General features: G+C 45.0%; 25 protein-coding genes. 9 read left to right on the forward strand and 16 right to left on the reverse strand.

Going from position 1 to position 23,943, the window contains the following annotated elements:
- Positions 1 to 407: 407 nt before the first annotated feature.
- Complete coding sequence (locus ACIFQN_RS19315; RefSeq protein WP_429834644.1) at positions 408 to 1,832, forward strand: hypothetical protein; 1,425 nt, start codon at positions 408 to 410, stop codon at positions 1,830 to 1,832.
- A 107-nt stretch (positions 1,833 to 1,939) separates the two neighbouring features.
- On the opposite strand, the gene ACIFQN_RS19320 is transcribed toward ACIFQN_RS19315, so the two are convergent.
- The 5 genes from ACIFQN_RS19320 to ACIFQN_RS19340 form a co-directional block, all read right to left on the reverse strand.
- Entirely contained in the window at positions 1,940 to 2,905 is a 966-nt protein-coding gene (locus tag ACIFQN_RS19320; protein WP_429834645.1) for an RNA ligase family protein, read from the reverse strand.
- A gap of 103 nt (positions 2,906 to 3,008) precedes the next feature.
- Complete coding sequence (locus ACIFQN_RS19325) at positions 3,009 to 4,367, reverse strand: GerAB/ArcD/ProY family transporter (RefSeq protein WP_429834646.1); 1,359 nt, start codon at positions 4,365 to 4,367, stop codon at positions 3,009 to 3,011.
- Between the two features lie 13 nt (positions 4,368 to 4,380).
- Positions 4,381 to 4,614: a hypothetical protein gene (locus tag ACIFQN_RS19330; protein WP_429834647.1), complete on the reverse strand. Its 234-nt coding sequence runs from the start codon at positions 4,612 to 4,614 to the stop codon at positions 4,381 to 4,383.
- On the reverse strand, positions 4,614 to 5,765 hold the full coding sequence (locus ACIFQN_RS19335; RefSeq protein ID WP_429834648.1) for a Ger(x)C family spore germination protein: 1,152 nt from the start codon (positions 5,763 to 5,765) through the stop codon (positions 4,614 to 4,616). The genes ACIFQN_RS19330 and ACIFQN_RS19335 overlap by 1 nt, the downstream gene beginning before the upstream one ends.
- A complete protein-coding gene (locus ACIFQN_RS19340; RefSeq protein ID WP_429834649.1) occupies positions 5,765 to 7,372 on the reverse strand; it encodes a spore germination protein in 1,608 nt (535 codons plus the stop codon). Before ACIFQN_RS19340 ends, ACIFQN_RS19335 begins: the two co-directional genes overlap by 1 nt.
- A 140-nt stretch (positions 7,373 to 7,512) precedes the next feature.
- Here ACIFQN_RS19340 and ligD point away from each other — a divergent pair, with 140 nt between their 5' ends.
- From ligD to ACIFQN_RS19355, 3 genes are all read left to right on the forward strand, one after another.
- Complete coding sequence (ligD, locus tag ACIFQN_RS19345) at positions 7,513 to 8,415, forward strand: non-homologous end-joining DNA ligase (RefSeq protein WP_429834650.1); 903 nt, start codon at positions 7,513 to 7,515, stop codon at positions 8,413 to 8,415.
- 71 nt (positions 8,416 to 8,486) lie between these two features.
- The gene (gene lgt / locus ACIFQN_RS19350; protein ID WP_429834651.1) at positions 8,487 to 9,284 is read left to right on the forward strand and encodes a prolipoprotein diacylglyceryl transferase; all 798 of its coding nucleotides are present in this window, start codon (positions 8,487 to 8,489) and stop codon (positions 9,282 to 9,284) included.
- A gap of 127 nt (positions 9,285 to 9,411) precedes the next feature.
- Positions 9,412 to 9,651 carry a hypothetical protein gene (locus tag ACIFQN_RS19355; protein ID WP_429834652.1) on the forward strand — a complete coding sequence of 80 codons (240 nt, stop codon included), beginning with the start codon at positions 9,412 to 9,414 and terminating at the stop codon, positions 9,649 to 9,651.
- A 179-nt stretch (positions 9,652 to 9,830) separates the two neighbouring features.
- Here the strand turns inward: ACIFQN_RS19355 and ACIFQN_RS19360 are convergent, their stop codons facing one another.
- The 3 genes from ACIFQN_RS19360 to ACIFQN_RS19370 all read right to left on the reverse strand — a co-directional run bounded on the left by ACIFQN_RS19360 (position 9,831) and on the right by ACIFQN_RS19370 (position 12,309).
- Positions 9,831 to 10,850 carry an inorganic phosphate transporter gene (locus ACIFQN_RS19360; RefSeq protein ID WP_429834653.1) on the reverse strand — a complete coding sequence of 340 codons (1,020 nt, stop codon included), beginning with the start codon at positions 10,848 to 10,850 and terminating at the stop codon, positions 9,831 to 9,833.
- On the reverse strand, positions 10,843 to 11,460 hold the full coding sequence (locus ACIFQN_RS19365) for a DUF47 domain-containing protein (RefSeq protein ID WP_429834654.1): 618 nt from the start codon (positions 11,458 to 11,460) through the stop codon (positions 10,843 to 10,845). Before ACIFQN_RS19365 ends, ACIFQN_RS19360 begins: the two co-directional genes overlap by 8 nt.
- A gap of 204 nt (positions 11,461 to 11,664) precedes the next feature.
- The gene (locus tag ACIFQN_RS19370) at positions 11,665 to 12,309 is read right to left on the reverse strand and encodes a GGDEF domain-containing protein (protein ID WP_429834655.1); all 645 of its coding nucleotides are present in this window, start codon (positions 12,307 to 12,309) and stop codon (positions 11,665 to 11,667) included.
- Positions 12,310 to 12,597: 288 nt separating this feature from the next.
- Here ACIFQN_RS19370 and ACIFQN_RS19375 point away from each other — a divergent pair, with 288 nt between their 5' ends.
- The 4 genes from ACIFQN_RS19375 (at position 12,598) to ACIFQN_RS19390 (ending at position 16,026) form a co-directional block, all read left to right on the forward strand.
- Positions 12,598 to 13,848, forward strand: a complete 1,251-nt coding sequence (locus tag ACIFQN_RS19375; RefSeq protein ID WP_429834656.1) for an MDR family MFS transporter — start codon at positions 12,598 to 12,600, stop codon at positions 13,846 to 13,848.
- Between the two features lie 124 nt (positions 13,849 to 13,972).
- Positions 13,973 to 15,043, forward strand: coding sequence for a type III polyketide synthase (locus ACIFQN_RS19380; protein WP_429834657.1), 1,071 nt, complete (start codon positions 13,973 to 13,975; stop codon positions 15,041 to 15,043).
- Positions 15,044 to 15,048: 5 nt separating this feature from the next.
- Complete coding sequence (locus tag ACIFQN_RS19385; protein ID WP_429834658.1) at positions 15,049 to 15,567, forward strand: isoprenylcysteine carboxyl methyltransferase family protein; 519 nt, start codon at positions 15,049 to 15,051, stop codon at positions 15,565 to 15,567.
- A gap of 138 nt (positions 15,568 to 15,705) precedes the next feature.
- A complete protein-coding gene (locus ACIFQN_RS19390; RefSeq protein WP_429834659.1) occupies positions 15,706 to 16,026 on the forward strand; it encodes a hypothetical protein in 321 nt (106 codons plus the stop codon).
- Positions 16,027 to 16,033: 7 nt separating this feature from the next.
- Here the strand turns inward: ACIFQN_RS19390 and ACIFQN_RS19395 are convergent, their stop codons facing one another.
- The 3 genes from ACIFQN_RS19395 to ACIFQN_RS19405 all read right to left on the reverse strand — a co-directional run bounded on the left by ACIFQN_RS19395 (position 16,034) and on the right by ACIFQN_RS19405 (position 18,425).
- On the reverse strand, positions 16,034 to 17,149 hold the full coding sequence (locus tag ACIFQN_RS19395) for an aminopeptidase (RefSeq protein WP_429834660.1): 1,116 nt from the start codon (positions 17,147 to 17,149) through the stop codon (positions 16,034 to 16,036).
- A gap of 175 nt (positions 17,150 to 17,324) precedes the next feature.
- Positions 17,325 to 17,921: a hypothetical protein gene (locus ACIFQN_RS19400; protein ID WP_429834661.1), complete on the reverse strand. Its 597-nt coding sequence runs from the start codon at positions 17,919 to 17,921 to the stop codon at positions 17,325 to 17,327.
- A gap of 75 nt (positions 17,922 to 17,996) precedes the next feature.
- Positions 17,997 to 18,425, reverse strand: a complete 429-nt coding sequence (locus tag ACIFQN_RS19405; RefSeq protein WP_429834662.1) for a MarR family winged helix-turn-helix transcriptional regulator — start codon at positions 18,423 to 18,425, stop codon at positions 17,997 to 17,999.
- Positions 18,426 to 18,811: 386 nt separating this feature from the next.
- Here ACIFQN_RS19405 and lepB point away from each other — a divergent pair, with 386 nt between their 5' ends.
- Positions 18,812 to 19,372 (forward strand): signal peptidase I, encoded by a 561-nt coding sequence (lepB, locus tag ACIFQN_RS19410; RefSeq protein WP_429834663.1) that lies wholly within the window; start codon positions 18,812 to 18,814, stop codon positions 19,370 to 19,372.
- A 50-nt stretch (positions 19,373 to 19,422) separates the two neighbouring features.
- On the opposite strand, the gene ACIFQN_RS19415 is transcribed toward lepB, so the two are convergent.
- The 5 genes from ACIFQN_RS19415 to ACIFQN_RS19435 form a co-directional block, all read right to left on the reverse strand.
- Positions 19,423 to 20,274: a M15 family metallopeptidase gene (locus ACIFQN_RS19415; protein WP_429834664.1), complete on the reverse strand. Its 852-nt coding sequence runs from the start codon at positions 20,272 to 20,274 to the stop codon at positions 19,423 to 19,425.
- Between the two features lie 95 nt (positions 20,275 to 20,369).
- Positions 20,370 to 21,248: an NAD-dependent epimerase/dehydratase family protein gene (locus ACIFQN_RS19420; RefSeq protein ID WP_429834918.1), complete on the reverse strand. Its 879-nt coding sequence runs from the start codon at positions 21,246 to 21,248 to the stop codon at positions 20,370 to 20,372.
- A 143-nt stretch (positions 21,249 to 21,391) separates the two neighbouring features.
- The gene (locus ACIFQN_RS19425) at positions 21,392 to 22,471 is read right to left on the reverse strand and encodes a phosphodiester glycosidase family protein (protein ID WP_429834665.1); all 1,080 of its coding nucleotides are present in this window, start codon (positions 22,469 to 22,471) and stop codon (positions 21,392 to 21,394) included.
- Complete coding sequence (locus ACIFQN_RS19430) at positions 22,452 to 22,958, reverse strand: hypothetical protein (RefSeq protein ID WP_429834666.1); 507 nt, start codon at positions 22,956 to 22,958, stop codon at positions 22,452 to 22,454. Before ACIFQN_RS19430 ends, ACIFQN_RS19425 begins: the two co-directional genes overlap by 20 nt.
- A 141-nt stretch (positions 22,959 to 23,099) precedes the next feature.
- The gene (locus tag ACIFQN_RS19435) at positions 23,100 to 23,927 is read right to left on the reverse strand and encodes an RDD family protein (protein WP_429834667.1); all 828 of its coding nucleotides are present in this window, start codon (positions 23,925 to 23,927) and stop codon (positions 23,100 to 23,102) included.
- Positions 23,928 to 23,943: the final 16 nt, after the last annotated feature.

A 23,943-nucleotide genomic window follows, 5' to 3' on the forward strand; every position in this document is an offset into this window, starting at 1 on the left:
ATCAGAGAAGAGAGCCCGACCTTTGAGGTGTGGTGGACGTACCACAGGGACGGGATTCATTCAACCAGATATAGCCCATACAAACGAGCCTATGAGTAACTTGATGTCACATCATATGGAAATACATGTTACTGAATTCACCTCTAGTATAACTTAATTATCAATACATAATCAACAAAAAAGTTTCTAATAAGCAGTTCTTTTGAGCTCTGCTGTGATTCTTCAAGGTCTTTTTTCTGTTCCTAACATCCGGAGATTGTTCCTACTAAAAATTGTTAGAAAGAATGAAACAAATTCAATCTCTTCAACGTCTTAGATAAGGATTTTCAAAAATGCTATATTATGACAACTTTGTTTTTCAATTCTTGTAAAAACATAGTTCAAAATTCTTATCTACAGGTGATTTTATGAGAAAAAAACAACTGATATTTGGTGTTGCTTTTATACTTTCTATATGTATACTACTGCAACACTTAAGCAAAGAAGCTCACAGTACGGAAATTCCACTTATACAATCAACCCATTCCATATTTGACTTTGGAACAATTGTCGAACAGAAATATGAATTTCCTAACAATGACTTGTATTGGCTTAAAAAAATCGAAGCACAAAAGAATTCTGCGCCCTATGTTTTCCATTTAAGAGTTCCTGGTAAGAATGGGGTATTCAGATATAACGAATATCAAGATAATCAATTGGAGAAAAGTAATTGGAAGATCATCAACTTAAATGACGTTACGTATTTGCCATTATCAACTGGTTTTATTGAAACAGATAATAAAAACATTTGGATCAGCATGCCAAGCGTTTATGCAAATTTAGGAAAAGGTACGATTGAAGAAAAATTTGATCTACAGAAAAAGATACAAGTAATGGAAGACGAAGAAGGATACGTATTAGAGATCACCTTACCCGTATACCAAGGGTTAATTAGTGAAATTTGGGCACTCGAATCTAATGATACACTTGTTCGTTGGGATTATGGGCGGATGTCAGACATTTGGCTGGCTTTAGATTTAAATAGAAGAGGAAAATGGTCCTATGATGGTTACTATGTCAAATCGCCGTCGTCCTATTTACCTTACAACACAAATTCATTTTGGCGGATTCCCGAGAACTATATCTTAAAATCATTCATTTATACCGGGGAAAGTAGGATTGCCGAAGATATGGGATACGTAATGTTGGGAACCGCATTGCAAAGTCAAGAAAAGGAAGGGTATTGGAAAACGTTACCGATGTCAACTTGGCTCCAAAAAGATTATGGGATCGAGGACGGCTACTTCGATACTAGGTTTAATGTAGGACAAGCAGATCTCTTTCTAGAAGGATGTAAAACATATAAAGAAGAGAAATTTTGCAACGCTACGCAACAATTCGCCCATTATTTTCGTAATCATGCAGAAAAACATCATTTTGATGTAAAAGGAAGCAATGTTGGTTGGCTTGTTGAAGACTATGCCCACCCTAAAGGAAATCATCCAACTCATGTCTCTCTAAATCACCAATTAGCCGAGATAAATTATTTGTATAAAATGTACAGGTATTTTAACGATAATGACTATAAAGTTCTTGCTGAAAAATTATTGTACGGTGTAGAAAATATAGGAGGGAGATGGATTACACCAAGCGGCGATTTACATTATGCGTATTTTCCAGATGGTTCATTTGGAAGGACAGATTATCCGTATCTGACGTACAATGATTTATTAGAGACTCAAAAGTTGCATCGTGAAATTTATGGTACAGAAAATGTTACGCTGAACCAGCTGATTCAGAGCAAGAAAATCTGGATACAGAGTAACGATATAAAAAACCCATTTGGAAACTAATCGAAAAGAGATGCAATGCAAAACATTGAAAAGTTGATTCTCAGAGTTGGCGCCAGTAGACAATCGGCGTCAACTTTTTCGTATTTATGATGGTCATGTCTTGCAAATTAAAATTTTGGCGGTACGCCTTTGGACAACTCAAGAACACATTGATGAGCAGGAACATCAACGAAGGCTTGTATACTTGGTTGTCGTAGTGAATGTCCATCCACCCACTCAGCAAATTTGATCTTAGCAGTGATTTTTGGCTGAAGCCAAACCGTATTTGTGATCCGTGGTGGTTTATTAACAAATGGCATGTTTTTTTGTACGAGTGGTCTAATTCTTTCAGTAAGATTCCTCCAGTCGTTTTGGGTTAGTCTTCCTGTCCCTGCATGTCCAATATATCGGAATCCGCCCTCGTGATCGTATAGTCCTAGTAGGAGTGAATTTACCAGGTTATCTCTAAGGGTCACACCACCTACTACAGCTATTACATCTCTATAAAATTTTTTCTTTTGCCACCGAGAGTCTTTTCCGTTTATCAAATAGGTGCTGGTTAGATCTTTAATGATGATTCCTTCCATTTCTTGTTTTTTAATTGCTTCATACAAAGCCTTTGCCTCAAAGTTGTCCACCAATTGAACATACTCATTTGTCTTTATTACCTCTCTGAGCAGCCTCTGTCTCTCGTCCAAAGGGGAAGATGTTACCCATTGACCATTCACATACAGAATATCGAAGATCATGTATGTAATGGGAATGCTTTTTTTCATCACATCTACGTTACTCAGCTTCTTAATACCGTCCCTTTTCATTACCTCATAAAAAGAAGGTTTTCCATCTTTTAACGCAATAATTTCTCCATCCAATATGATGGAATCCGCTGAACAATATTCTCCGATGTTTATCAGCTCTAGATAATGAAAGGTTCGCTCGTTGAACTTGCGATTAAAAAGCCTTACTTCGTGACCATCATAATAAGTCAATATACGAACCCCATCCCATTTGACCTGCCCTGCCCAGTTTGGACCTTCCGGAATAAGTTCTGTACGAATCGGTTCAAACGGTACGATTGGTTCCAAATTCAACATTCCTTTTTTACATAGTCTTATCAACCATGCCGCAAAATATGAAAAGGTGTATAAAGCTTACGACCCTTTTAGCTAAAAGAAAACAATAGTGCGCACCATGGCCCTATTGTCGGAAAGATCCTGCTTGTTTGGATTGAGCGAGCTTCTGCTTACCGTGATTCAGAGCCTGCATTTCCCCGTAACTGGCGAGGAGAGCAATGAAAAATAGCGCGATGTACACGATCGCAGTCAGTAACCCCGCAAAAACTGATTTATCTAAGAACAGATCCCCAATCACGACTGTTAGGAAGCAGCCAATCAAGGCAAGACCCCCAATCCACACCATCGAATTGTAAAATCGGTAAAGTCGTGTGCCTTTTGGAATGCTTACTTGTGTATCCATTTTACGATTGAAGCGCGCGTGTATATACAAAAACAGCAGCAACGGCACTTGTATGATCAACACAATGACGGGCAGCGTGTAGCTGAGAAATGTATCAAAATCCTGTACGCTCGGGAATGCCAACAATGATGTGACCACCAAAAACCATCCACTAGGGAGATTTAACGCATTATAATGCTGTTGCCCACCAAACGACCCCACGCCAACCAAAAAAGCAAGATAAGCTACAATCACCTTAATTGTAAATGCCGGAAACCATAAGCTGAACAATATAATTTCGATGCGATCTAAAAAATCCGTGACATGAATCTGTTGGACGAGAATAAAAATCGGAAAATGGAGGCGGCTGGCAATTGTAAACCCCATCACCCCCAGCAAGATTAACAGCAGTATAGTCACGGTAAAGCCAACAATGAGTACACCGTGTTTCATTGCTGCAAAAAACAGCCGAGGATGCGTCGATGCATGCAGGAAGGCCCCAAATAGTAAGATATCCCCATAAATCCCGATTGGAAAAATATTACTGGCAAATATTTGCCCCAGGCCCGTGCTTAGAATCGGTTCAATACGTTCCACACTATATTCATTTCCCAACAAGAAATAGAGCATCATCGACAAAATAAAGTAAGCAGGAAAGTAAATTTCATTGACCCTCGCTGCAACTTCCAGGCTCGTTCTCCCGTAGTACATCATCAAAAGGACGAAGACAATCAAGATGATCTCAACGGGAGTTCGGGGAAGCAGGGTCTCACGAAAAAATTCGGATGCTCCTTTGATATCAAGCGTAAGGATGATCCAGATGTAAATCAATAAAATAACGTTAATGAGCCCACCAATCCATTTTCCGCACACAATAAACAAGATCTCAAACAGATTTTTTCCCGGATAAGCTCGTGATAATTCAGCTAAGACAAAAGCCACAACAATCGCAAAACCAACAGGCATGATCTGGGAAAACCAAGCATCCATCTTGCTGACTGCTACGATTTTGTGCAAGGAAGAAATCATCATTGCCGTCATCAGAACGCTACCAACCAACCACGCAGTCTGCCTATGATTGATGACCTGCTTGTGAATCATGTCTTTCCCTCCTCTACATCATCTGTTCGATCCACCTTTTGAGCGGTGAGAAGAAGCTGGCCAGATGCCTGAACGGCAACAATTCATTGTACTGATACTGAAGACACACCAATAAAGCGATGGTTAACGTATAAAGAATGAAGATGATGCTTTGTTGCTTTGGGGGCATGGTCTTTCGTTTAACGAGAAAGTGGATCACAGAAATCCCGAGCAACAGACCGAACACTAGCAAAAATACCCGATTCATTAGCGCTCTTCCTTCATAATGTTCTTGTTCGTTTGACCAATATCAACTACGCGCATTTTACTTTTGATCCGGTACGTAATCTTAGGTAGTTCCTTATCCCACGTATTGCGATATTTCACCGCCCACTCTTTCGGAAAATGACGCCCCACTACAATTCCCAATCCGATCGTATCTGATTGTGTTTTCTTAATTTGTTCTACGACCTTTTTTACGTCATTCGTGATTTCTTGTGTCAGCTTGTTTTCGATGATTTTGTTGTTCTTTTCCTGGCTCAAATCGAGAGTTGAGTGATTCTCAGTAACAAATGCGGAGCCATATAATTCAATGTTAAAGTGAACGTGGTCCCCTTCGAACAATGGCTTGATTTTCGCCTTTGCATCCATGAAGGTTATACTCAGATTTTCTTTTCCGCCTACATGTAAAATCGTATTGATTGGAGCCCCCCGATGAAACCATCTGAGTCCATTCAATTCTTTGGTTGAATACATACCGATCAATTTGTCATAGCGAAACGTTCCGATACCGACCGATTGTATTTCTTTTGATTTCCCTTTCGGATGTGAATCTACTGCCGTAAAAATAGGCAAGAACGCATCTACCCCTGGAGTATTCAACATTTGAGAAATATCCTTGATCGTGACAGCAATTGCCTCTGATTTTACCAGCTCGCGGATCGCTTCCCCAGAAAAGCGCTCAAATTGCGGTTGTGCAGTTAGAAGTTCGATGCTTTTGCCTCTTGTCATCACGATATATGCCGTTAACCGATTCTCAGGAAATCGAGAAACGATATCGAGTGCATCGCTAAATCCCTCTTTGGCAAGCCGTTCGCCTATAACGATAATCCGATGATGAGCATAGTAGAGATGCCTGGACATTCTCGACTGAATCGTATTATTGGCCTCACGAATCGTCTTGCCTACCGCCGAATCCACATAATAGCTTTTATCTCCACTGGTTCCCCCTCCCCCGCCAGAAGGTCCGCCCAAATGGCTGACAAGCGGCACCTGAACGGACAAGCGATACAACCCATTCGGCTCCTTATCAATCGCCATCGCAATGACGATTGCCATGTCATTGACTTCACGCCGATCCCAACAGCCCGTGACGGCCAACATACTGAGCAACAATGCGACTACCAAGGGAACACGCATCAAGATTTTCCCTCCTCGTTCGATCTGCCTTCGACTGATCGTCCTTTTCCTCCCCCTTTGTTCTGGATTTGCTCGGCAAAGTCCGTATCCATCCTCCTGGCATTTTGCACACCTACGAAGCTTGGACGCTTTTCATTATTCGACCAAGGCGCTCTAATCAGTGTATCTTTCAAATCGCCAACAGACATCGGTGCGAGTGGGGAGAGATAAGGTACGCCAAAGGAACGAAGATTGGCCATATGTCCTAAAATAATTAAAGCCATCACTAAAATTCCGTATATGCCCAGAATTGAGGCGATAATCATAAGAGGAAAGCGAAGCATCCGCAAGGCAATGGCAGCGTTAAAATGAGGAATCGTAAAAGAAGCGATCCCTGTAATCGAAACGACGATTACCATCGGTGCCGAGACAATACCCGCCGTTACTGCAGCCTGCCCGACTACGAGGGCCCCTAAAATACTTACAGCTTGACCCACTGTTTTAGGAAGTCGAATCCCCGCTTCACGCAATGCCTCAAATGCGACCTCCATAATAAGTGCTTCCACAATAGCGGGAAACGGTATGGCCTCCCTGGCAGCAGCAATACTGAGCAAGAGCGTCGTTGGCAGCATCTGTTGATGATAGGTGGTGATTGCGACATAAATGGCAGGAGTCACCAACGAAATAATCACAAACAGGTAGCGCAGCCATCTCACTAGCGTAGCCATTTGAAACCGTTCAAAATAGTCTTCGTTTGCTTGCATCAGCATCCAAAAAGTAGTGGGTACAATTAGCACCATTGGCGTACCGTCTACAAAAATGGCTACGCGCCCTTCAAGTAAAGCCCCTGCCACGGTGTCAGGTCGTTCTGAATACATCACTTGAGGAAACGGTGAGTACGTACTATCCTGGATCAACTCTTCGATATAGCCACTTTCCAGAACCGAGTCGATATCGATTCGGTCAATGCGTCTCGTAACCTCATCCACGATTTGCGGGTCTGCAATACCGTCCAGATAGGCAATAACCAGATTGGTATTCGTTTCACGTCCAACCATAGCCGATTTCATTTTTAATCGTGGCGTCTTCAGCTTGCGTCGCAGCATCGAGGTATTTGTTCGGATGTTCTCAATGAAACCTTCACGCGGACCGCGTACGACCGCTTCTCCCTCGGGCTCGTTTACGGAGCGCTTCTCCGCACCACGTATCCCTAAAGCCAGCGCTTCTACATTGCCTTCTACGATGATTGCTGTATCTCCAGAGAGCACAGCTTGCAACAACTGTTTATATTCGTTGACTCTCGTAATTTGAGAGACCGGCAGCAGTGCTTCTTCAATCACTCGGATATTCTCATCGCCATCTTCCAGAACCATCAGCGATTTTAATGCCTGATTCACCTCTTTGGTGTCGATCAGACCATCTACAAATACAGCTATAGCAATGACACTGTTTTTTTGCTTGAATTCCCTAATGACAAAATCCGAGCAGTCGGAGAACAGTTTTTTCAAAAAGGCGATGTTATCTTCGAGTTTGCAAAAGACCGGAATGCCTTCCAGATCCATCAAACTACAGGCATCATCAATAGACTCAATCAGCTCTTTTGTTTTGTCTTTACGCTTAAAATCCATTTCATCACCTGCCACTGGAAAGCTATACGTATTATGGATGATTCAGGTAAAAGCTATACAAAAAAAGCATCTCGCTTACATAAACTTCGTTTGACTGGACAAAGTAGGGTCAACGTATCTCGTTGAAAGAAGGAGCAAACATGGGTGCACCAACAAAAGAGTATGAACTGACTATTCATGGACGAACCTTGTCCATTACCAATCCATATAAACCGTTATGGCCCCAGGCTGATGTCACAAAACTGGACTATCTCCGCTACTTATTGACTGTCGCAACACCCATGCTGGCTTACACAAAGGATCGCCTCCTGACCGTCATTCGCTATCCTCACGGCATTACCGATAAGCATTTTTATCAAAAAAACGCACCAGACTATACCCCAGCCTGGATCGAGACGCACAGGTGGGAGAATGTCCGATATGTCCTGTGCAATGACGAAGCTACTTTGATCTGGATGGCAAATCAGGCGGCTCTAGAGTGGCATGTGTCGTTTCATCTCGCCAAGGACGAGATCCCTACAGAGCTCGTATTTGATCTAGATCCTTCTACCAACGACTTTTCCGTGGTGATTCAATCGGCCTTGCTTGTAAAAGAATTGCTGGATGAGCTGAACCTGCCTTCCCAAGTCAAGACGTCGGGTTCCAGTGGATTGCAAATCTATGTACCTATTGAACTGCGCTATACGTTTGAACAAACGAGACAGGTCGGTTATTTTCTCGCTTCTTATTTAGTGAACAAGCATCCTCAATTGCTTACCATTGAACGAATGGTGAAAAACAGAGGGACGAAATTGTATATCGACTACTTGCAGCATTGGCGAGGCAAAACGCTGCCTGCTCCATATTCCACCCGGGCAAAAGAGCAGGCAACGGTCTCCACGCCTTTGCACTGGGATGAAGTCCCGCATATTCATCCTACGGCTTTTACCATTCACACGGTTCCTAAGAGACTTCAAAACTTTGGCGATCTGTTCGCGCCTGTCTCTTCTCCCGATTTTCGAGCTTCGCTTGATCCTATTCTTTCCTTTTTGCAGTCGCGGTAAGGTCTAGTTGGAATCCTCCCTCTTGTTTGTGCTATACTGTGCACAGAAGTTTGAGGCAAGGAGGCATTTTGATGATTGATCCAATTGCAATTGCAATCGGACCCCTTAAGATTCACTGGTATGGTATCATCATGGGGCTCGCTTTTTTTCTGGGGACCTATTTGGCCCGGTACAATTCCAAACGTTCTGGCATTGATCCTGATCACGTCCTGAATATGGTCGTGCTGATCATTCCAGCCGCCATTATCTGCGCACGTCTGTACTATGTTGTGTTTGAATGGGGACAGTACAAAGAAAACCCAATTGATATCATTAAGGTGTGGAACGGTGGTCTGGCAATTCATGGGGGACTTATCGGCGGGTTGTTAGCAGGTACCTGGTATATCCGCAAGCACAAGCTCCCGTTTCTGCGGCTGGCCGATGTATTTATGCCAAGTGTGATTCTTGGTCAAGCGATTGGTCGCTGGGGAAATTTCATCAATCAGGAAGCCCATGGAGATGTTGCTTCCGCTGAATTCATGCAGAAGTTCCCTGCGTTTATTCGCGATCAGATGTATATCGGGGGCGAGTATTACCACCCTACGTTCCTCTATGAGTCCATATGGAATCTAGTGGTGTTTGCAATCCTTCTCTTTATGCTCTATCGGTTTAAAAAGTTCGATGGACAGATCCTGTTTAGTTACATGATCCTCTATTCCGTCGGCCGCTTCTTCATCGAAGGCATGCGCACGGACAGTTTGCTCATTGCCGATACGCTGCGTGTCGCTCAACTAGTCAGCTTGACCCTGATCGCTATCGGTATCATTTTAATGCTCGTCTTCGCTCGAAAAAAGAAACAGTCACGACATTCCCATAATTCGATGGAATAATGGCGCCAAAAGCAAAAACCACCCTTTTCGTGTAGGACAGGGTGGTTTTTTTTGCCTTCTCGTCTGAATTATCGCAAACGAGGGAATACTGGTAGATAATCAAAATCGGATGAAAGGAGTGGGAAATATGGATGATGGTATGTTAGAAGATTATCTGAATCGGTCGGTACGCGTTCATTTTGCTCCCGCCATGACCGGTCCTGGTTTATCTCCTTATGCTGAAGGCAAATTGTACGATTACAGCCCGAACGGAATCCTGCTCGAGGAGCGCGACGGTTCGCTTGATTACATCCCCTTTGCGGCTGTTAGGCTCATTCAGATCCGCCCAAAGCCTGGAATATGGGAACGCTTAACGGGATCTAGTTAAAAAAACCACTATCGAGGCCTGCTCAAGGAGAAGCGACCGCGTTTAGTGGAAGGTTTTTATGCGTTCCAGAATTCATAAGCGTCGCGCTTATAAATTCTTACACGTAAAAAAAAGACATCTCTTACCATTCGTATCTCGGTAAGAGAACATGTCTTTTTTTGTAAGAGTTTAATTACTATTTATAGAAAAACGTCAAATACGACATAACAGGCAGCAGCAAGCAAAGCCGATACCGGGAGTGTAATCACCCATGTAATCAAAATGCGGCCCGCCAAGCCCCATTTTACTGCGTTGAGTTTTTGAGATGCCCCTACGCCTAATATAGAAGAAGTGATGACGTGTGTCGTACTCACAGGCAACTTCAGTGTGGTAAAAATTGTGATAATCAAGGCAGAAGACAAGTCTGCAGAGAACCCGGTAATTGGCTTGATTTTCATAATTTTACCACCCATGGTTTTGATAATACGCCAGCCACCAACAGATGTTCCGAGTGCCATTGCAATCGCGGCAGAAAGCTTCACCCAGAGCGGAATGGTGAACTCACCTGGTTCTTGAACCAAAAACCCTCCCGAAAGCAGTGCGAGCGTAATAACCCCCATTGTTTTCTGCGCATCGTTGGCTCCATGGCTAAATGACTGCCAGGAAGCAGACAACACTTGAAGCGCCCGAAAGCTTCGATTGGTCTTATGGTATGCCTTGTTTGCAACGAGTTTTGACACGATCTTAATCACAATAAAACCAACAACAAAGGCGACGATAGGCGAGATAATCAATGCCTTCACAATGTCTATGAAACCTTCCATGTTGATTGCCCCTAAACCTGCAGCTCCAATGGCCGCACCAGCGACACCGCCGATAATCGCATGGGAGGAAGAACTCGGAATACCGAACCACCACGTAATCAGGTTCCATAAAATCGCCGCTGTCAGCGCAGCCAGTACTACCAAGAGCCCATTTTGCAGCTTGAACGGATCTGTAATCTGTCCACCAATTGTTTTCGCTACTCCTGTATAAGTGAGTGCTCCAACCAGGTTGAATACAGAAGCAATAATGATGGCTGTACGTGGACTGAGCGCCCGAGTCGATACGGAGGTTGCGATTGCATTAGCTGTGTCATGAAAGCCGTTGATAAAGTCAAAACTTAGCGCCATGATGACGACGAGTACGAGAATGATCACGTCTGGCGAAAGATCAGGCATTCTTTAACACGATCCCTTCTACCAGGTTGGAGACATCCTCCGCGAAGTCTGCGCAGTCCTCTAGCTTGTCGTAGATTTCTTTGAGCTTAATGGCTTCGATCGGATTCGCATCAGGAGCATTCAACAGATCCGATACCATTTTACGGTAGTTGGAATCGGATTCATGTTCGAGATCCTTGATTTCTCGAGCGATTTTCGAAACCACCTGATGGTCCAGCTTACGCAATGTACGGATCAGCTCAATCAGCTTGGCCGAGCATTTTACCAAAATGTTGGCTTGGGCAAGCACGCGCGGGTCTGGCTGACGAACTTGATAGAGGTACATGCGATCCGCTACGCCGTCGATGTAATCGATCATCGAGTCCATAGTATGAGCGAGTTGGTGAATGTCTTCACGCTCAAGTGGAGTGATAAAGGTAGAGTTCAATTCGTTCATAATACGGCGAACGATTTCATCCCCTTCTTTTTCAACAGCTTTGATTGCCTTTACTTTTGCCTCTAGATCTTGATAGTTCCCTATCATTTCATAAAAGAGATGGGTCCCTTTGTGTACCGTGGCAATTTGCTGTTCGAACAGATCAAAGAAGATATACTTGTTTGATTTCAACATACGTTCCTTCTTCACTCCTTAGGAAAAATGACACCTAAACGATTATATCGAACATTATTGTTGACGTAAATTTAAAAACAAGGTCAAGTGTGTGTATTTTTTATAAAAGGTTTATTAAGTTTTTGTAAATCATCTTTACAATCGGCAAATAAAAACACCCATCTCCACAGGGTATGAGTGTTAGTCTTCCAGTCTATGCCAGATTTAATTCGTTGCTGCCATCATGCAGTCTTTCTTTTTCTTTGCTTCATACATCAAGGTGTCTGCCTTTTCTGTCAATTCATTGGCACTGGAAGCATGCAGAGGATAAGAGGCTACTCCAATACTAACCGTTACGCCTGATAGAAGACTACGGGCCTGTTTTTGGATTCGCTCACCAACACCAAGTCCTACGCTCGTTTCCGTTTGCGGTAACAAGACTACGAATTCTTCGCCGCCCCAGCGTCCCACCACGTCATGTCTACGGACATTGACTTGCAATAGCTTGGCGAATTGGCATAATAGCTGGTCTCCTTTTATATGCCCGTATCGGTCATTGAATTCCTTGAAGTTATCCAAATCAATAAACAATAAGGTGACCGGGTAATGATTACGATTTGCCAATCTTACCTCATGTTCCAGTTTGTCGATAAATCTGCGATTGACCAACACGCCAGTAAGCGAATCGTGATAGGCCATCCGCCGCAATTTATTCACATAGGTCCCCAGCATGTATCCCACACCAGCCTGAATGATGGCAGCGATCATGACCTGCACTGACACCGTTTCCTCTTGGGGGAATCCATACACATTTAGCCAAATGAAAATCATTAGAAAGGAAGCTCCCATGCCAATCCAGCGCGAGTCCACACAATCTCCCTCTGGTCCATGCTAGTTGCAATTCTGTTCCGAATGATTCATAAGACCTAAATTAAAATAATGATATTAGGACTTTAATCTTAATGTCAGGAATATTTTACCTGTATCTTCTCCTGAGTTCAAGGACTAAAAGTACGCTTATCTTGCTGCATCATCCTGTTTTCATAGATTCGTCATCCTTTGTTACAATTTTCAGATTTATGACAACCCTCTTTTTTTTCTTATAACACTCCGATATAATTACAAAATATTCTTTATCGGCAGGGAGGATTTAACTGAATGGATTGGTTCCAAAGCATTCTCTCCCGTTATGACAGTACCATCTGGATTCGCGTCATCGGGACCATACTCACAACATTTGCTGGCTTTATGCTCCGACCATTCCTGGCTTTCTACCTCTATGACAAAATGGACGGTAACCTCTTAGTAGCTGCAATGGTAACAAGTCTTCAACCTCTTGCCAGTATCATCTCCGGCTATTTTGCAGGTAGTTTGTCCGACCGTTATGGACGCAAGCCGTTGATGGTAGCTGCCCTCATCATTGAATCGATTTCCATGGCTGGTTACATCTGGGCCGAATCCCTGTTTACCTTCGCCGCCCTTACTGTGTTGAATGGCATTGGCGCTTCTCTTTTCTGGCCTGCCGCAAGCGCACAGGTAACGGATGTTGTTCCTGAGGAAAAGCGCAGCGAGGTATTCGCTCTTTTGCATACTGCACTGAATCTAGGTGCTGCAGCAGGTCCGCTGATTGGAGTGTCTCTGTACAAAATCAATCCTGCTATTGCGTTCGGGATTTGTGCCTGTACCTTGTTTGTCTACTGTCTGCTCATCATTTGGAAGGTGCCTGAAACATTGCCTCAGCCATTGCGAGAGCGCGCCAAACAAAAAACGGGTAAAGAAATGATACCACGCATGAAGCTCACGGAACATTCGACCTTGATTTGGATAACGCTGGCAGCTGTCCCGGTTTCTCTTCTGTATTCGCAAGTGGAAATCATCTTACCCCAGCATCTGCGCACCCAATACGATGACTTCCTAACCGTGTTCGCTACGCTCTTAACCATTAATGGGATACTCGTCGTCTGCTGTCAGATCGCAATTGCCAAATTCGCAGATCGTTTCCCTGCTCATCGTGTGATCCTGATCGCTTATTTGTTCCTCGCCTGTGTCGGTTTTGGTTATGGATGGGCACCTAGCTTTCTCGTACTGATTATTGCCGAAACCTTGTTCACCATTGGAGAAATGCTAAATGGGCCGCAAATTCAAAAGGCGATCTCCGTTATGGCTCCCGACGAGTACCGGGGTCGTTACTTTGCTATTTTTGGCGCGAACTGGGGAATTACCGGTACCATTGGACCATCTGTTGGTGCCGTCGCATTCCGAGGCATCGGCGGTGCGTACTGGTTTTCTATCTTAGGTCTGCTCTTATTGATCGGAGGTCTTTTTCAATATCGTTTTGTTAGAAAATCTCTATCCCGTTCGCAGGTCGACACATCATCTGCTAAACAGACGAATGCCGCTATTTCGTAAACATCATGACCCATCTACCTGGTATCTCGAATCTTTTCGGGACCAGGTTTTTTTATATGAATTGGAATCAATTGGGAAGGGGAAGCTAGCAATACGTAATCTTACAACGGGAGTGGATGTTAATATGCCCCGGATTGAAGCTGTTGCCACAGCAGTGCCTCCCCATCAAGTAACCCAAGAAGATTCTGCAGTGCTCGCACGTCACTTTTTCCAAGAAGCATTTCCTGATATTGATCGTCTATTGCATGTGTTTGCCCACAGCAAGATCAAGAAACGCCATTTTTGCATGCCGATGGACTGGTTCTCGGACAATCGCCTCTTTGCCGAAAAGAATCAATTGTATGTCGAGCACGCTGAGGCACTTGCTACACAAGCTGCTCTCAGTTGTCTGGATAAAGCCAGCGTCTTCGCTTCATCCATTGATTGTCTGATCTTTGTCTCCAGTACCGGAATCGCCACTCCCAGTCTCGATTCGCGCTTGGTGAATCGGTTAGGCCTGCGAGCTGATATCACCCGCCTTCCTTTATGGGGTTTAGGCTGTGCCGGAGGAGCGATGGGACTCTCTCGTGCTTGTGAGTACACGCGTGCCTACCCGCAAAAACGTGTTTTGCTCATCAGCGTAGAACTGTGTGGTTTGACTTTCATCCGTCAAGACATGTCCAAAAGCAACCTGGTCGCTACTTGTCTTTTTGGTGACGGTGCTGCGGCTGTTCTGGTCGAAGGTGATGAAGTGCGAAGTTCCCGGTCTACACCAATGCCCCGACTGCGCTTTTGTGGAGCTCGCACCACCACCTGGCCTGGTACGCTGGATGTCATGGGGTGGGAATTGACCGAGCCCGGATTAAAAGTCATTTTTTCTCGCGACATTCCTACCATTATTCGTCAAGCGATGAAAGACAACGTGGAAAGCTTCTTATCTCCCTATGACACCTCTGTGGATCGACTCCGCCACTTTATCCTCCATCCCGGTGGAGCCAAGGTCTTAACGGCGTACCAGCAATCTCTCGGTATATCTGTGGATGCAACTCGTCTGTCAGAAGAAGTCTTGCACAACTTCGGGAACATGTCTTCTCCTACTGTATTATTTGTGTTGGAGAAAAGCATGGAGCAGGCATGGGAGCCAGGGGAACGGGGACTACTGGCCGCACTTGGCCCTGGCTTCAGCTCTGAGCTGCTTTTGTTGGAGGCGAGGTAAAGTAGATGACGTTCTTTGGAATCGTCCTGGGAGTGGTTCTCTTGCAACGAGGAGGCGAGCTATTTTTGGCCTCCCGAAACGCACGACACATTCGTGCCAGAGGGGGCTATGAGGTTGGAGAGGAGCATTACAAATATATCGTGACGCTTCATCTGCTTTTTTTCGTCAGTTTACTGCTCGAAGTAAGCCTAAAGGAAGCCCCATTTGCGCTTCCCGCTTGGTGGATGTATCCCTTTTCCCTTTTCCTGCTCGCCCAATTCCTTCGCTACTGGTGCATGCAAAGCTTAGGGAGACACTGGAACACGCGCATTTTGATCCTGCCAGGTGCACAGCCTGTCATTCGTGGGCCTTATCGATTTTTGCGGCATCCTAATTATTTGGTTGTCGCAGTAGAATTATTTTCGTTACCGCTCTCGTTTTCTGCTTTTCTCACAGCCATCACTTTTTCCATCCTGAATGCATGGCTGCTCCTTCGTATTCGTATTCCTTTGGAAGAAAAAAGCTTGTATGAACCGGAAAAGTAGGTGGGCTCACTCCTTTTTCTAGCTAAAAAGCCTCTGCCATCCTTAGATGCCAGAGACTTTTTTCATATTTCATGTTTACAATCCGTCGTTCGGAGGAAAAGAGAAACATACTCTATTTTTTCCCGTGAGGTGGATCTGGTGAATCGCACAAACATTTACGAACCTCTGGAGACAAAAAGAATGATCATTCGTGATTTTTGTAGTTTGCTCGAAACGATTCCGAATCAAGATGATCAGGTGACCATTCAAAAATTTCTCCGTTACTTACAAAGTCTGATCAGAATCAAGCAAGTCGTACCGCCTGTTGTGGAGATCATGACTGTGATTAAACAAAACAAGCCTATTTTGTACCATGCCGCTCGTCGAGCCATTATGACTTCTAGCAACCTGCATATGCTTTTTCAGCTCGACATGGATTTTGAAGTAGCCCAAAAGCGACTGGGGCAATACGATCAATAATCCTGTCTTATGCTTGCAGTTGTTCGGGATTGAGGCATTCGAGCTCTGGAATGACAAAGCGACCGTCTTTTCGGATCAGCACACCGTCAAACCAAATTTCTCCCCCGCCCCACTCTGGACGTTGAATGGAAACCATGTCCCAGTGCACAGAAGATTTGTTCCCATTGTATGCTTCGTCATAGCACTGGCCTGGTGTAAAGTGAAAACTGCCATCAATTTTCTCATCAAACAAGATATCTTTCATCGGATTCCGGATGTAAGGATTTACCCCGATCGCAAATTCTCCAATAAAGCGTGCTCCCTCGTCTGTATCCAGAATCTCATTGAGTCGCTTCGTATCGTTCGCAGTTGCCTCTACAATTTTACCATCCTTAAATGTCAGGCGTACATTTTCAAAGGTGAAACCATGGTAAGGGGTAGGGGCATTATGCGTAATTGTTCCATTGACCGAATCTCTTACAGGAGCAGTGTATACCTCCCCGTCAGGAATGTTGCGCAAGCCCGCACATTTGACAGCGGGAATATCTTTGATGGAGAAAGTCAGATCGGTTTCAGGACCTACTAGTCTCACCTGATCCGTCCGGTTCATCAATTCAACCAAGCTATCCATAGCCTTGTCCATCTTCGCATAATCCAAATTGCATACCTGGAAGTAAAAATCTTCAAATGCTGTCGTTGACATGTTTGCCAATTGGGCCATAGATGGATTAGGGTAACGTAAAACGACCCATTTGGTTTGTGGTACGCGAACATTCATGACAGGCAGTTCGTACAAGCGAGAGTATATCCCCAGTTTGTCACCTGGAACATCCGCCATTTCATTTATATTGCTTGCTGCACGAATTCCGATATAGCCGTCCATCTTTTCCATCAGGGCTACCTCATTGGCCGCCATCAGCTTCAATTGCTCTTCATTGCAATGCATAGCTAATTCGCGACTCACTGCTGGATTGATTACTTGTACATAAGGGCTGCCTCCAGCTTTGTAAATCTCGCGTACAAGGGCAGCTACCAATTCAGGCGTCTCCCCTTTTGCGTTAATCAAAACATTTTCTCCTGGCTGAACCCGTACGGAATAGTTGACCAGATTGTAGGCCAATTGCTCCAATCGAGGATCTCTCATGAGCGACACACCCTTTTTAAATTTTCTGATTCCTTATGTATTTTTACCGATAAATGATAAAAAGTCAATAAAATTTATTTTATCGAAAGGGTTTTTCACCTTCATTCGTTCTTGTTTCCGAAGATGAAAAGACGCTTTGCTCGTGGAAAGAACAAAGCGCCTTAAACCATTATTCTTATTTGTCGTTATCGGATACTGGAGGCATCATCGACCAGCCGGAGCGATTCGCTACGTCTTGAGTAGCGTTGCGACCCATCACTACAGTTTCGTCCTCTGCTGGCATTGCTACCCATCCGGATGATGGTGCTACCACTGGGCCTGCTTTTGGGGAAATCATGGTGTATTGATCTTCTGTCGGCATTGCTGCCCAGCCAGATGCTGGTGCTACTACAGGTGTTTTATCTCCAAGAATGACGAACTCATCCTCAGCCGGCATGAAAACCCAGCCACCCGTTCCTTGTACAGGTATGTATCCATTGGAGGTTACGAATTCATCTTCACCTGGCATCGCTACCCACCCTGCAGATGGCGCTACTACGGATCCGGATTTTTCCCCAAGAATCACATACTCATCTTTAGCTGGCATAATAAAAGCGCCAGGAGCAGAGGATTGTGGTTGGCTTGCAGTTGTTGTAGTGATCGTAGGCGCTGCTGCAGTCGTTGCAGAAGCATCTGTTGCCGTAACTGTAGCTTCTTCTGCACAGGCCGACTGCGCGAATAGTGCTGCCCCCAAAACCAAAGAACCCATCATAAGTGTGCTGCTTTTTCTCATATGTGTACACTCCCATTCTCGTAGTACACACATCGTCTTCTGAAATGTCCCCCACCCGCTAACCTGACGGCATTGCTACATGCATTGCTTCATTTTCCGTAGAAAATAAGTAAACTGTTCCAACTCGTCGTCGCTCAGGTTTTCCATTAGCTTTCCAACCAGTACCCTTCTCTGGCATAAAAGCCCTTCCAGCATCGGAAGTCCTTTTTGAGACAGGTTAACCCACACTACGCGTCGATCCAGCTCATCACGAACTCGATCCACATAACCGGCCTTTACCAGCCGATTAAGCGCGATAGTGGTTGCACTGTTGGATTGCTTCAGAATGGTCGCCAGTTCAGATACTGTGCTTCGCCCTTTTTGGTGAAGCACACGTAGCAAAATAAATTGCTTTGGACTGATCTGCTCTTCTTCTTCCAGCCAATGGCTGATAAAATAACGAGCCATTTCGACAAATACTCGATCCAGTTCCTCAATTTTACTGGCGCGGGACATGTCGCTCACATCATCACCTATTTTCAGAAAGTAAATAATAGAAGTACTTTTACTATAAAACTATATAGCTTATGTACATGAAGAGCAATAGGACTCTTCCTATTATTTTCTTTTAAATAGGTATGTATGAACTGTGACAAAGTGTTTACTACTTAATATTTTTACTGTAAAACTTATTTGCATCATCATCTTACCTCAAACAGGAAAAACTGACAATAGTTTATGATGGCAAAATCGTGACCAAACTTTTTCCCGCGTTCATTTCCATCTATTTCCTCGAATCTTCTTCCGTATCCATTCGTAAAGCATGTATAATGAAAGGGCAGTTTCGGACGCAGGATTCTTTTGTCCAACAGAGCAGGACCACGAAACCACATACATAGGAGATCAGGTCTATGGAACAAACTAACAGTACGACGAAATGGAAGGTTGAATTGCTTGATTGGTTGAAATCGTTTGTCTTGATTGGCGGTTTGACCGCCTTTATCTACGTGTTCGTAATGGCTCCATACGTTGTTCAAGGACGTTCGATGGAGAACACGTTGCACGACCGCGAACGCGTCATTGTGAACAAAGCCATTTATTATTTGAAAGACCCGAAGCCGGGTGACATCGTGATCATCCACCCGGATGCCAGCGGAGACAACTGGATCAAAAGAGTCGTGGCTGTAGCTGGAGATACAGTGGAAGCAAAGGATGATCAACTCTACATCAACGGCAAACCACTGAGTGAAGAATACTTGACTGCCAACAAATTGAGAGCGTCCGCTGACGGGGTTACGTTGACAGAAGACTTTGATCCGATCACGATTCCCGAGGGCAGCGTCTTTGTAATGGGAGACAACCGCAACAACAGTATGGATAGCCGCGTAATCGGTCCTGTAAAGCTGGATCACGTAGTCGGTCGAGCTGAAGCCGTTTATTGGCCGCTTACTGATATTCGCCTGCCGAAATAACCAATGGTTGTAATCGAAAAGCCGCTCACGAAGAGCGGCTTTTTTTATGATTACTGTTTTTGCGCGGAACCCTCGTCTGTCAGGTAGTCTTCCAATGTCATTCCTTTTGCCATGATGTCCTGCGCCATTTCTTTACCGACGTAGCGCAGATGCCACGGTTCGTATGAGTAGCCTGTAATCGCTTCTTTACCTTTGAGATAGCGAATGATGAAACCGTATTCGGCGCTATGGGCTGCAAGCCACTTTCCTTCAGGCGTCTCTCCGAATGGCTCCTCTAGTCTTGTCTGTGCATCAGCTCCTGAAACGTCCATCGCCAGACCCGTTTGATGCTCGCTTTTTCCCGGGACAGCACTGTACGCTGCTGCGTGCTCCGCACCTTGTGTTTTCACGTAGGTTTCGTAGAGTGACTTTTGGGTTTTATAGGAACGGTAGCCTGAGACTGCATATAGTTCAATTCCGTCCAACTTTGCTTTAGCGAACAGCTCCTCAAGCGCTTTTGCTGCTGCTTCGCGCATGAATCGCTTTTCTACTTTTTCATCAAACGGGAATGGTACATTCGGTTCTACCAGATCGGGCGGAATATAATCAGCAGGCAGAGCTCTTTGTTTGTTTACAACCACTGATAAATCAGTCGGGTTGGTCACAGTCGGTACTCCCTCTACCATCGTAATCGTCTCTCTTAATGACGCAGGCTTGGGTTTACCTGTCTCCTCCTGTTGCGGCTTGGCTTTGCCATCGCCTGATCCTTCTCCTGTCGTGCCGCTTGCCGGAGTCGATGTCTCTGATTGACTGCTATCCGTGCCTGAGAGTAATTTGGTTAATGACGGTGCTTCACATCCACTAAGTAGGGCTACTGATAGTACTGCGACAATTGCTAGTCCAGTAGTGCGATTCTTCTTCATGACTTATCCTCCTGGTTCCATACAGACACATACGTTCTGCTCTACATTACCACGGAGTCAGACAAAAAAATAGCATGGATTGTGAGCCGTTTTTATTAGGAGGGCCGCGCAGCGATTGTCCTGATCAGCTCAGGCAACCAGGATTGCAGAGTCCGAAAAGAAAATCCCGCTTGAGTTGCTTTGCTGTTATCCATATAAAAGGATTCTGGAAAAGCGAATGGAGAACGATCGTCAGAAGATGTTTCTTCTTGGATTTGCGCTGGTTTTCCAACAGCACTCGCGATCTCCTCCATAAGCGCCCGGAGCTGAATTGTACCGTGTGAGCAGGCGTTAACAGGGCCAGCTTGCGAAGTCAAGCCTGCCCATTGCAAAAATTCTGCTGCCTCTTGCGCATGAATAAAGCACATGATCGCCTCGGGGTTTACCATGCCGATCGGACGCTCTTCTTGTACATGCTCGACGTGAAAGTGCAGCCGTCTCGTATAATCATCTTCAGCCAGCACAATGGGGAAACGTGGTGCGATGACAGGAAATGCCTGCTGCTGGAAAAATACTGCTTCTGCTTGCCGTTTCCCTTCCTGATAGGTAACTTCATCCCTCGTTGTCCGGTGGATCTGATACGAATATGGATCAAAAGCCTCTTCCTTTAGACTTTCTGTCGCAAAATCATAGACCGAAAGCGTGGAGGTCAGCACATACTTGCCAACCTTGCCTTGGAATACTTGACACGCATCAAGCGCATTTTGTGATGAGTAGCAGATGTTGTCATAAATGACATCCCAATCGGTCCCACCTACTACTGCAAGCGAACGAGGGTCTTCTCGATCTACAGTTACACGTTTGACTTGAGGGGGTAAATCAGCATCTGCAAGCCCTCTAGTAGCTACTGTTACTTCAGCTTCGGATTGTGCCAGAAGCTGGACGAGTCTTTTTCCAAAAAAGCGAGTTCCTCCGATAACAAGCACTTTTTTCATCATAGCCCTCCACCTTTCCATTGTTTTCCTCCCCATTATACGTGTTATCTTTGTTAGGAGGACAGGCAAATAAAAAAACTCTTCTGAAACAAAGGCATTCCGCCTTGCCAGAAGAGTTTATTCATACGAAATCATTTGTCCGATTACGGCATGATCACAAGATTGCTCACAACAGAGCGTTCTTTCCCACCCGACGGCTTGTTCATCAGCTTACCTTTGTAATAGAAGGCACTGGAGCCGCCTCCATCGAGGTTGAACGCATCGACGACATGGAATTCCTGCAGTTTTCTTTGCGCTTCTTCCAGGGTAACGCCATTACTCCAGCCCTCACGTCTACCGTCGATGACAATCAAGAGCAAGTCTCCATTGTCAAAATGACCGATCAATGTCCGGGGCTGACGAGCATTCGCCCAGTCACGCGGAATCGGCAGGCGTTTCCCATCCTGCAGCAAGCGTGGCAAGAAGCTGGCGCCTTGCAAAATCCCTTGCTGTGTAATTTGGGCTTGGGTCGTAATGTTTGCCCCGATCAAATGACCTTTGTTGTTAAAACCGACGAAGCTCAATTTGGTATTGTTCGAAAAGGTACGAATTTTACCGTCAACCACTGTAATTCCAAGGGGGGTCAAATTGCCTTGCTTGTCTGACATGAAGCCACCTGCATTGATAGCGAGAACGGCTCCCGTCCTTTTCCCGGCATGACTCGTCGTCTCACCCTTGCTCTTCACCGAATTGTTAGCTAAAACCATCTTTAGCGCTTTCGGGTCCTTTAACCGGACTTTTGCCATGTACCCACGGTAGCCTGCTTCCTCCAGGGAATATACCTTCACCGTAGAATTGTTCCCAAACGACTGTCCGATTGGATTGCCTAGCATATTGGAAAGAATCGTATCGAGTACATCCGCCGATTTTTGCGTTTGCGACTTACTCGCTGAGAGCAGGTTGTTGATTTTACTGTTTTGCTGCTCGTAATCCTTCTTTTCCTTTTCAGACTTATCGCGGATCTCTTCGATGAGGATTTCTACACCCCTCATTTGCACTTTAGTTTCATAGAGCTGCTCTCCAATCGCATCCGCTTGTGCTTTGGTTTGCTCGGCAGGCAGCTTTAGCGCATCCAGCTGGGGCTTGTCCACTGGATTTGCCCCTGAAAAAGCAACCAAAAACCCGACAGCAGGAGCCAGCAGAAACGCGAAAAAACGATTTATGTTACCAAGCACGGGCTGCATCCTCCAGTTTTTTCAGTGATGCTTTCAAATCTACCAGCTGTTTGTTCAACTGATCAATTCGATCCTGAAGGGCCTCCTTGGTCTTATTCGTTCCTCCAATTGTTTCTCCAGTTAATTCCAAATCTTCTTCCAAATTTGTGAGTCCACTTTGAACGTTTTTCATTTCATCCTGAACCAATGTCAATTGCTCTCCTAATGCTCGCACCTGTTTCTGGTTTTCTTCTTGTACCAGTTGAATTTGTTGGTTTACAAACTGTTGTTGCTTGTCCAATGTATGAACAGCAAAAGCATAACCAGCGTATGCGAGTCCTCCCCAGAGCAGAACAGCCAAAATAAGAGGCAGCGGGGACCGCTTTTCTTCTGTCCGGGAGGGAAACAATGCCTGGAATAATCCAGCTCGTTTGCGTCTACCGTCCTGCTTCCCCCCACCAGGCAGTGGCAGGCTAGTGGATGATGACGATGAAGCGGGCATATATTTATCGCTCATCGACTCCCTCCTCCTTTCTATGACATAGAGTGAGGTTTTATTATAACATAGAACATATTTCGTCAGGCTCTTTGCGGAATATTGGAAAAATAATGTGAAAATAACAAAAACCGCCCATTTAGGCGGTCTTCGGCTCTCTGATCATTTTCCCAAGCGCCACTCGTCTCGTAACTGGCTGTGCAAACGCTGCAGAAACAGGACCGGGTCCTCTTTTACAAGTGGCAACTCGCTGTATTCCAGCTTTTTGGACAGATTGCTTGCGATTTGTTGACCGAGCTCCCGTTTCTTCTCCTGAGAAAGGGAGGATAATCGACTGACAAAGGTTGCGAGCAGTTGCCAGTCTTCGCGAGTAATAGCTTGTTTTTGAACCTCACTTAGCACGAGTGGCGTCCAGTCCGCCCGCTCCTTTTGTTGTTGCCTTGTTTTTCGTTTTTGGAACAGAGCTGACTTTTGTCCACCTTCCATAACGACAATCGTTCCCGCCACCAAATCGCCAATCCGTTTATCGCGCGGATGGAAAATAGAGACCATCGCTCCAAGAAAATATCCTGTTGGCAAGACATCTACGACACGGAACAGATTGCGGATTGCGGAGGACAAAAAAGTAGCAGGCTGACCATTGTCGCGAATGACTCGAATCCCCAGTAATTTTTTCCCGACCGTCTGCCCAGCCCAAAAGGCTTCCAGAACTAAAAAATAACCGAAATTAAGCACGAAAACAAAAAGAATGACAATCGCGATTGCATAATTTTCCGTTTCGAGGAAAAAAAGACGATTTTCACCAAACACAACTATACTGAACAAGGTAAATACAGTAAGATTAACCAAGAGCAAAATCACCGTGTCAACGAGCTGTGCTGCCGCGCGACTGCCCACACCAGCCGTCTGAAATCGCAGCAAGACATGCTCTGGTGTAACAATAGAAGCTTCTCGATCTGGTGGTTGGTTCGTCTGGGTCCATTCATTCATCCCTACTTGCTCACCC

This window comes from Brevibacillus sp. NRS-1366 (assembly GCF_050467985.1).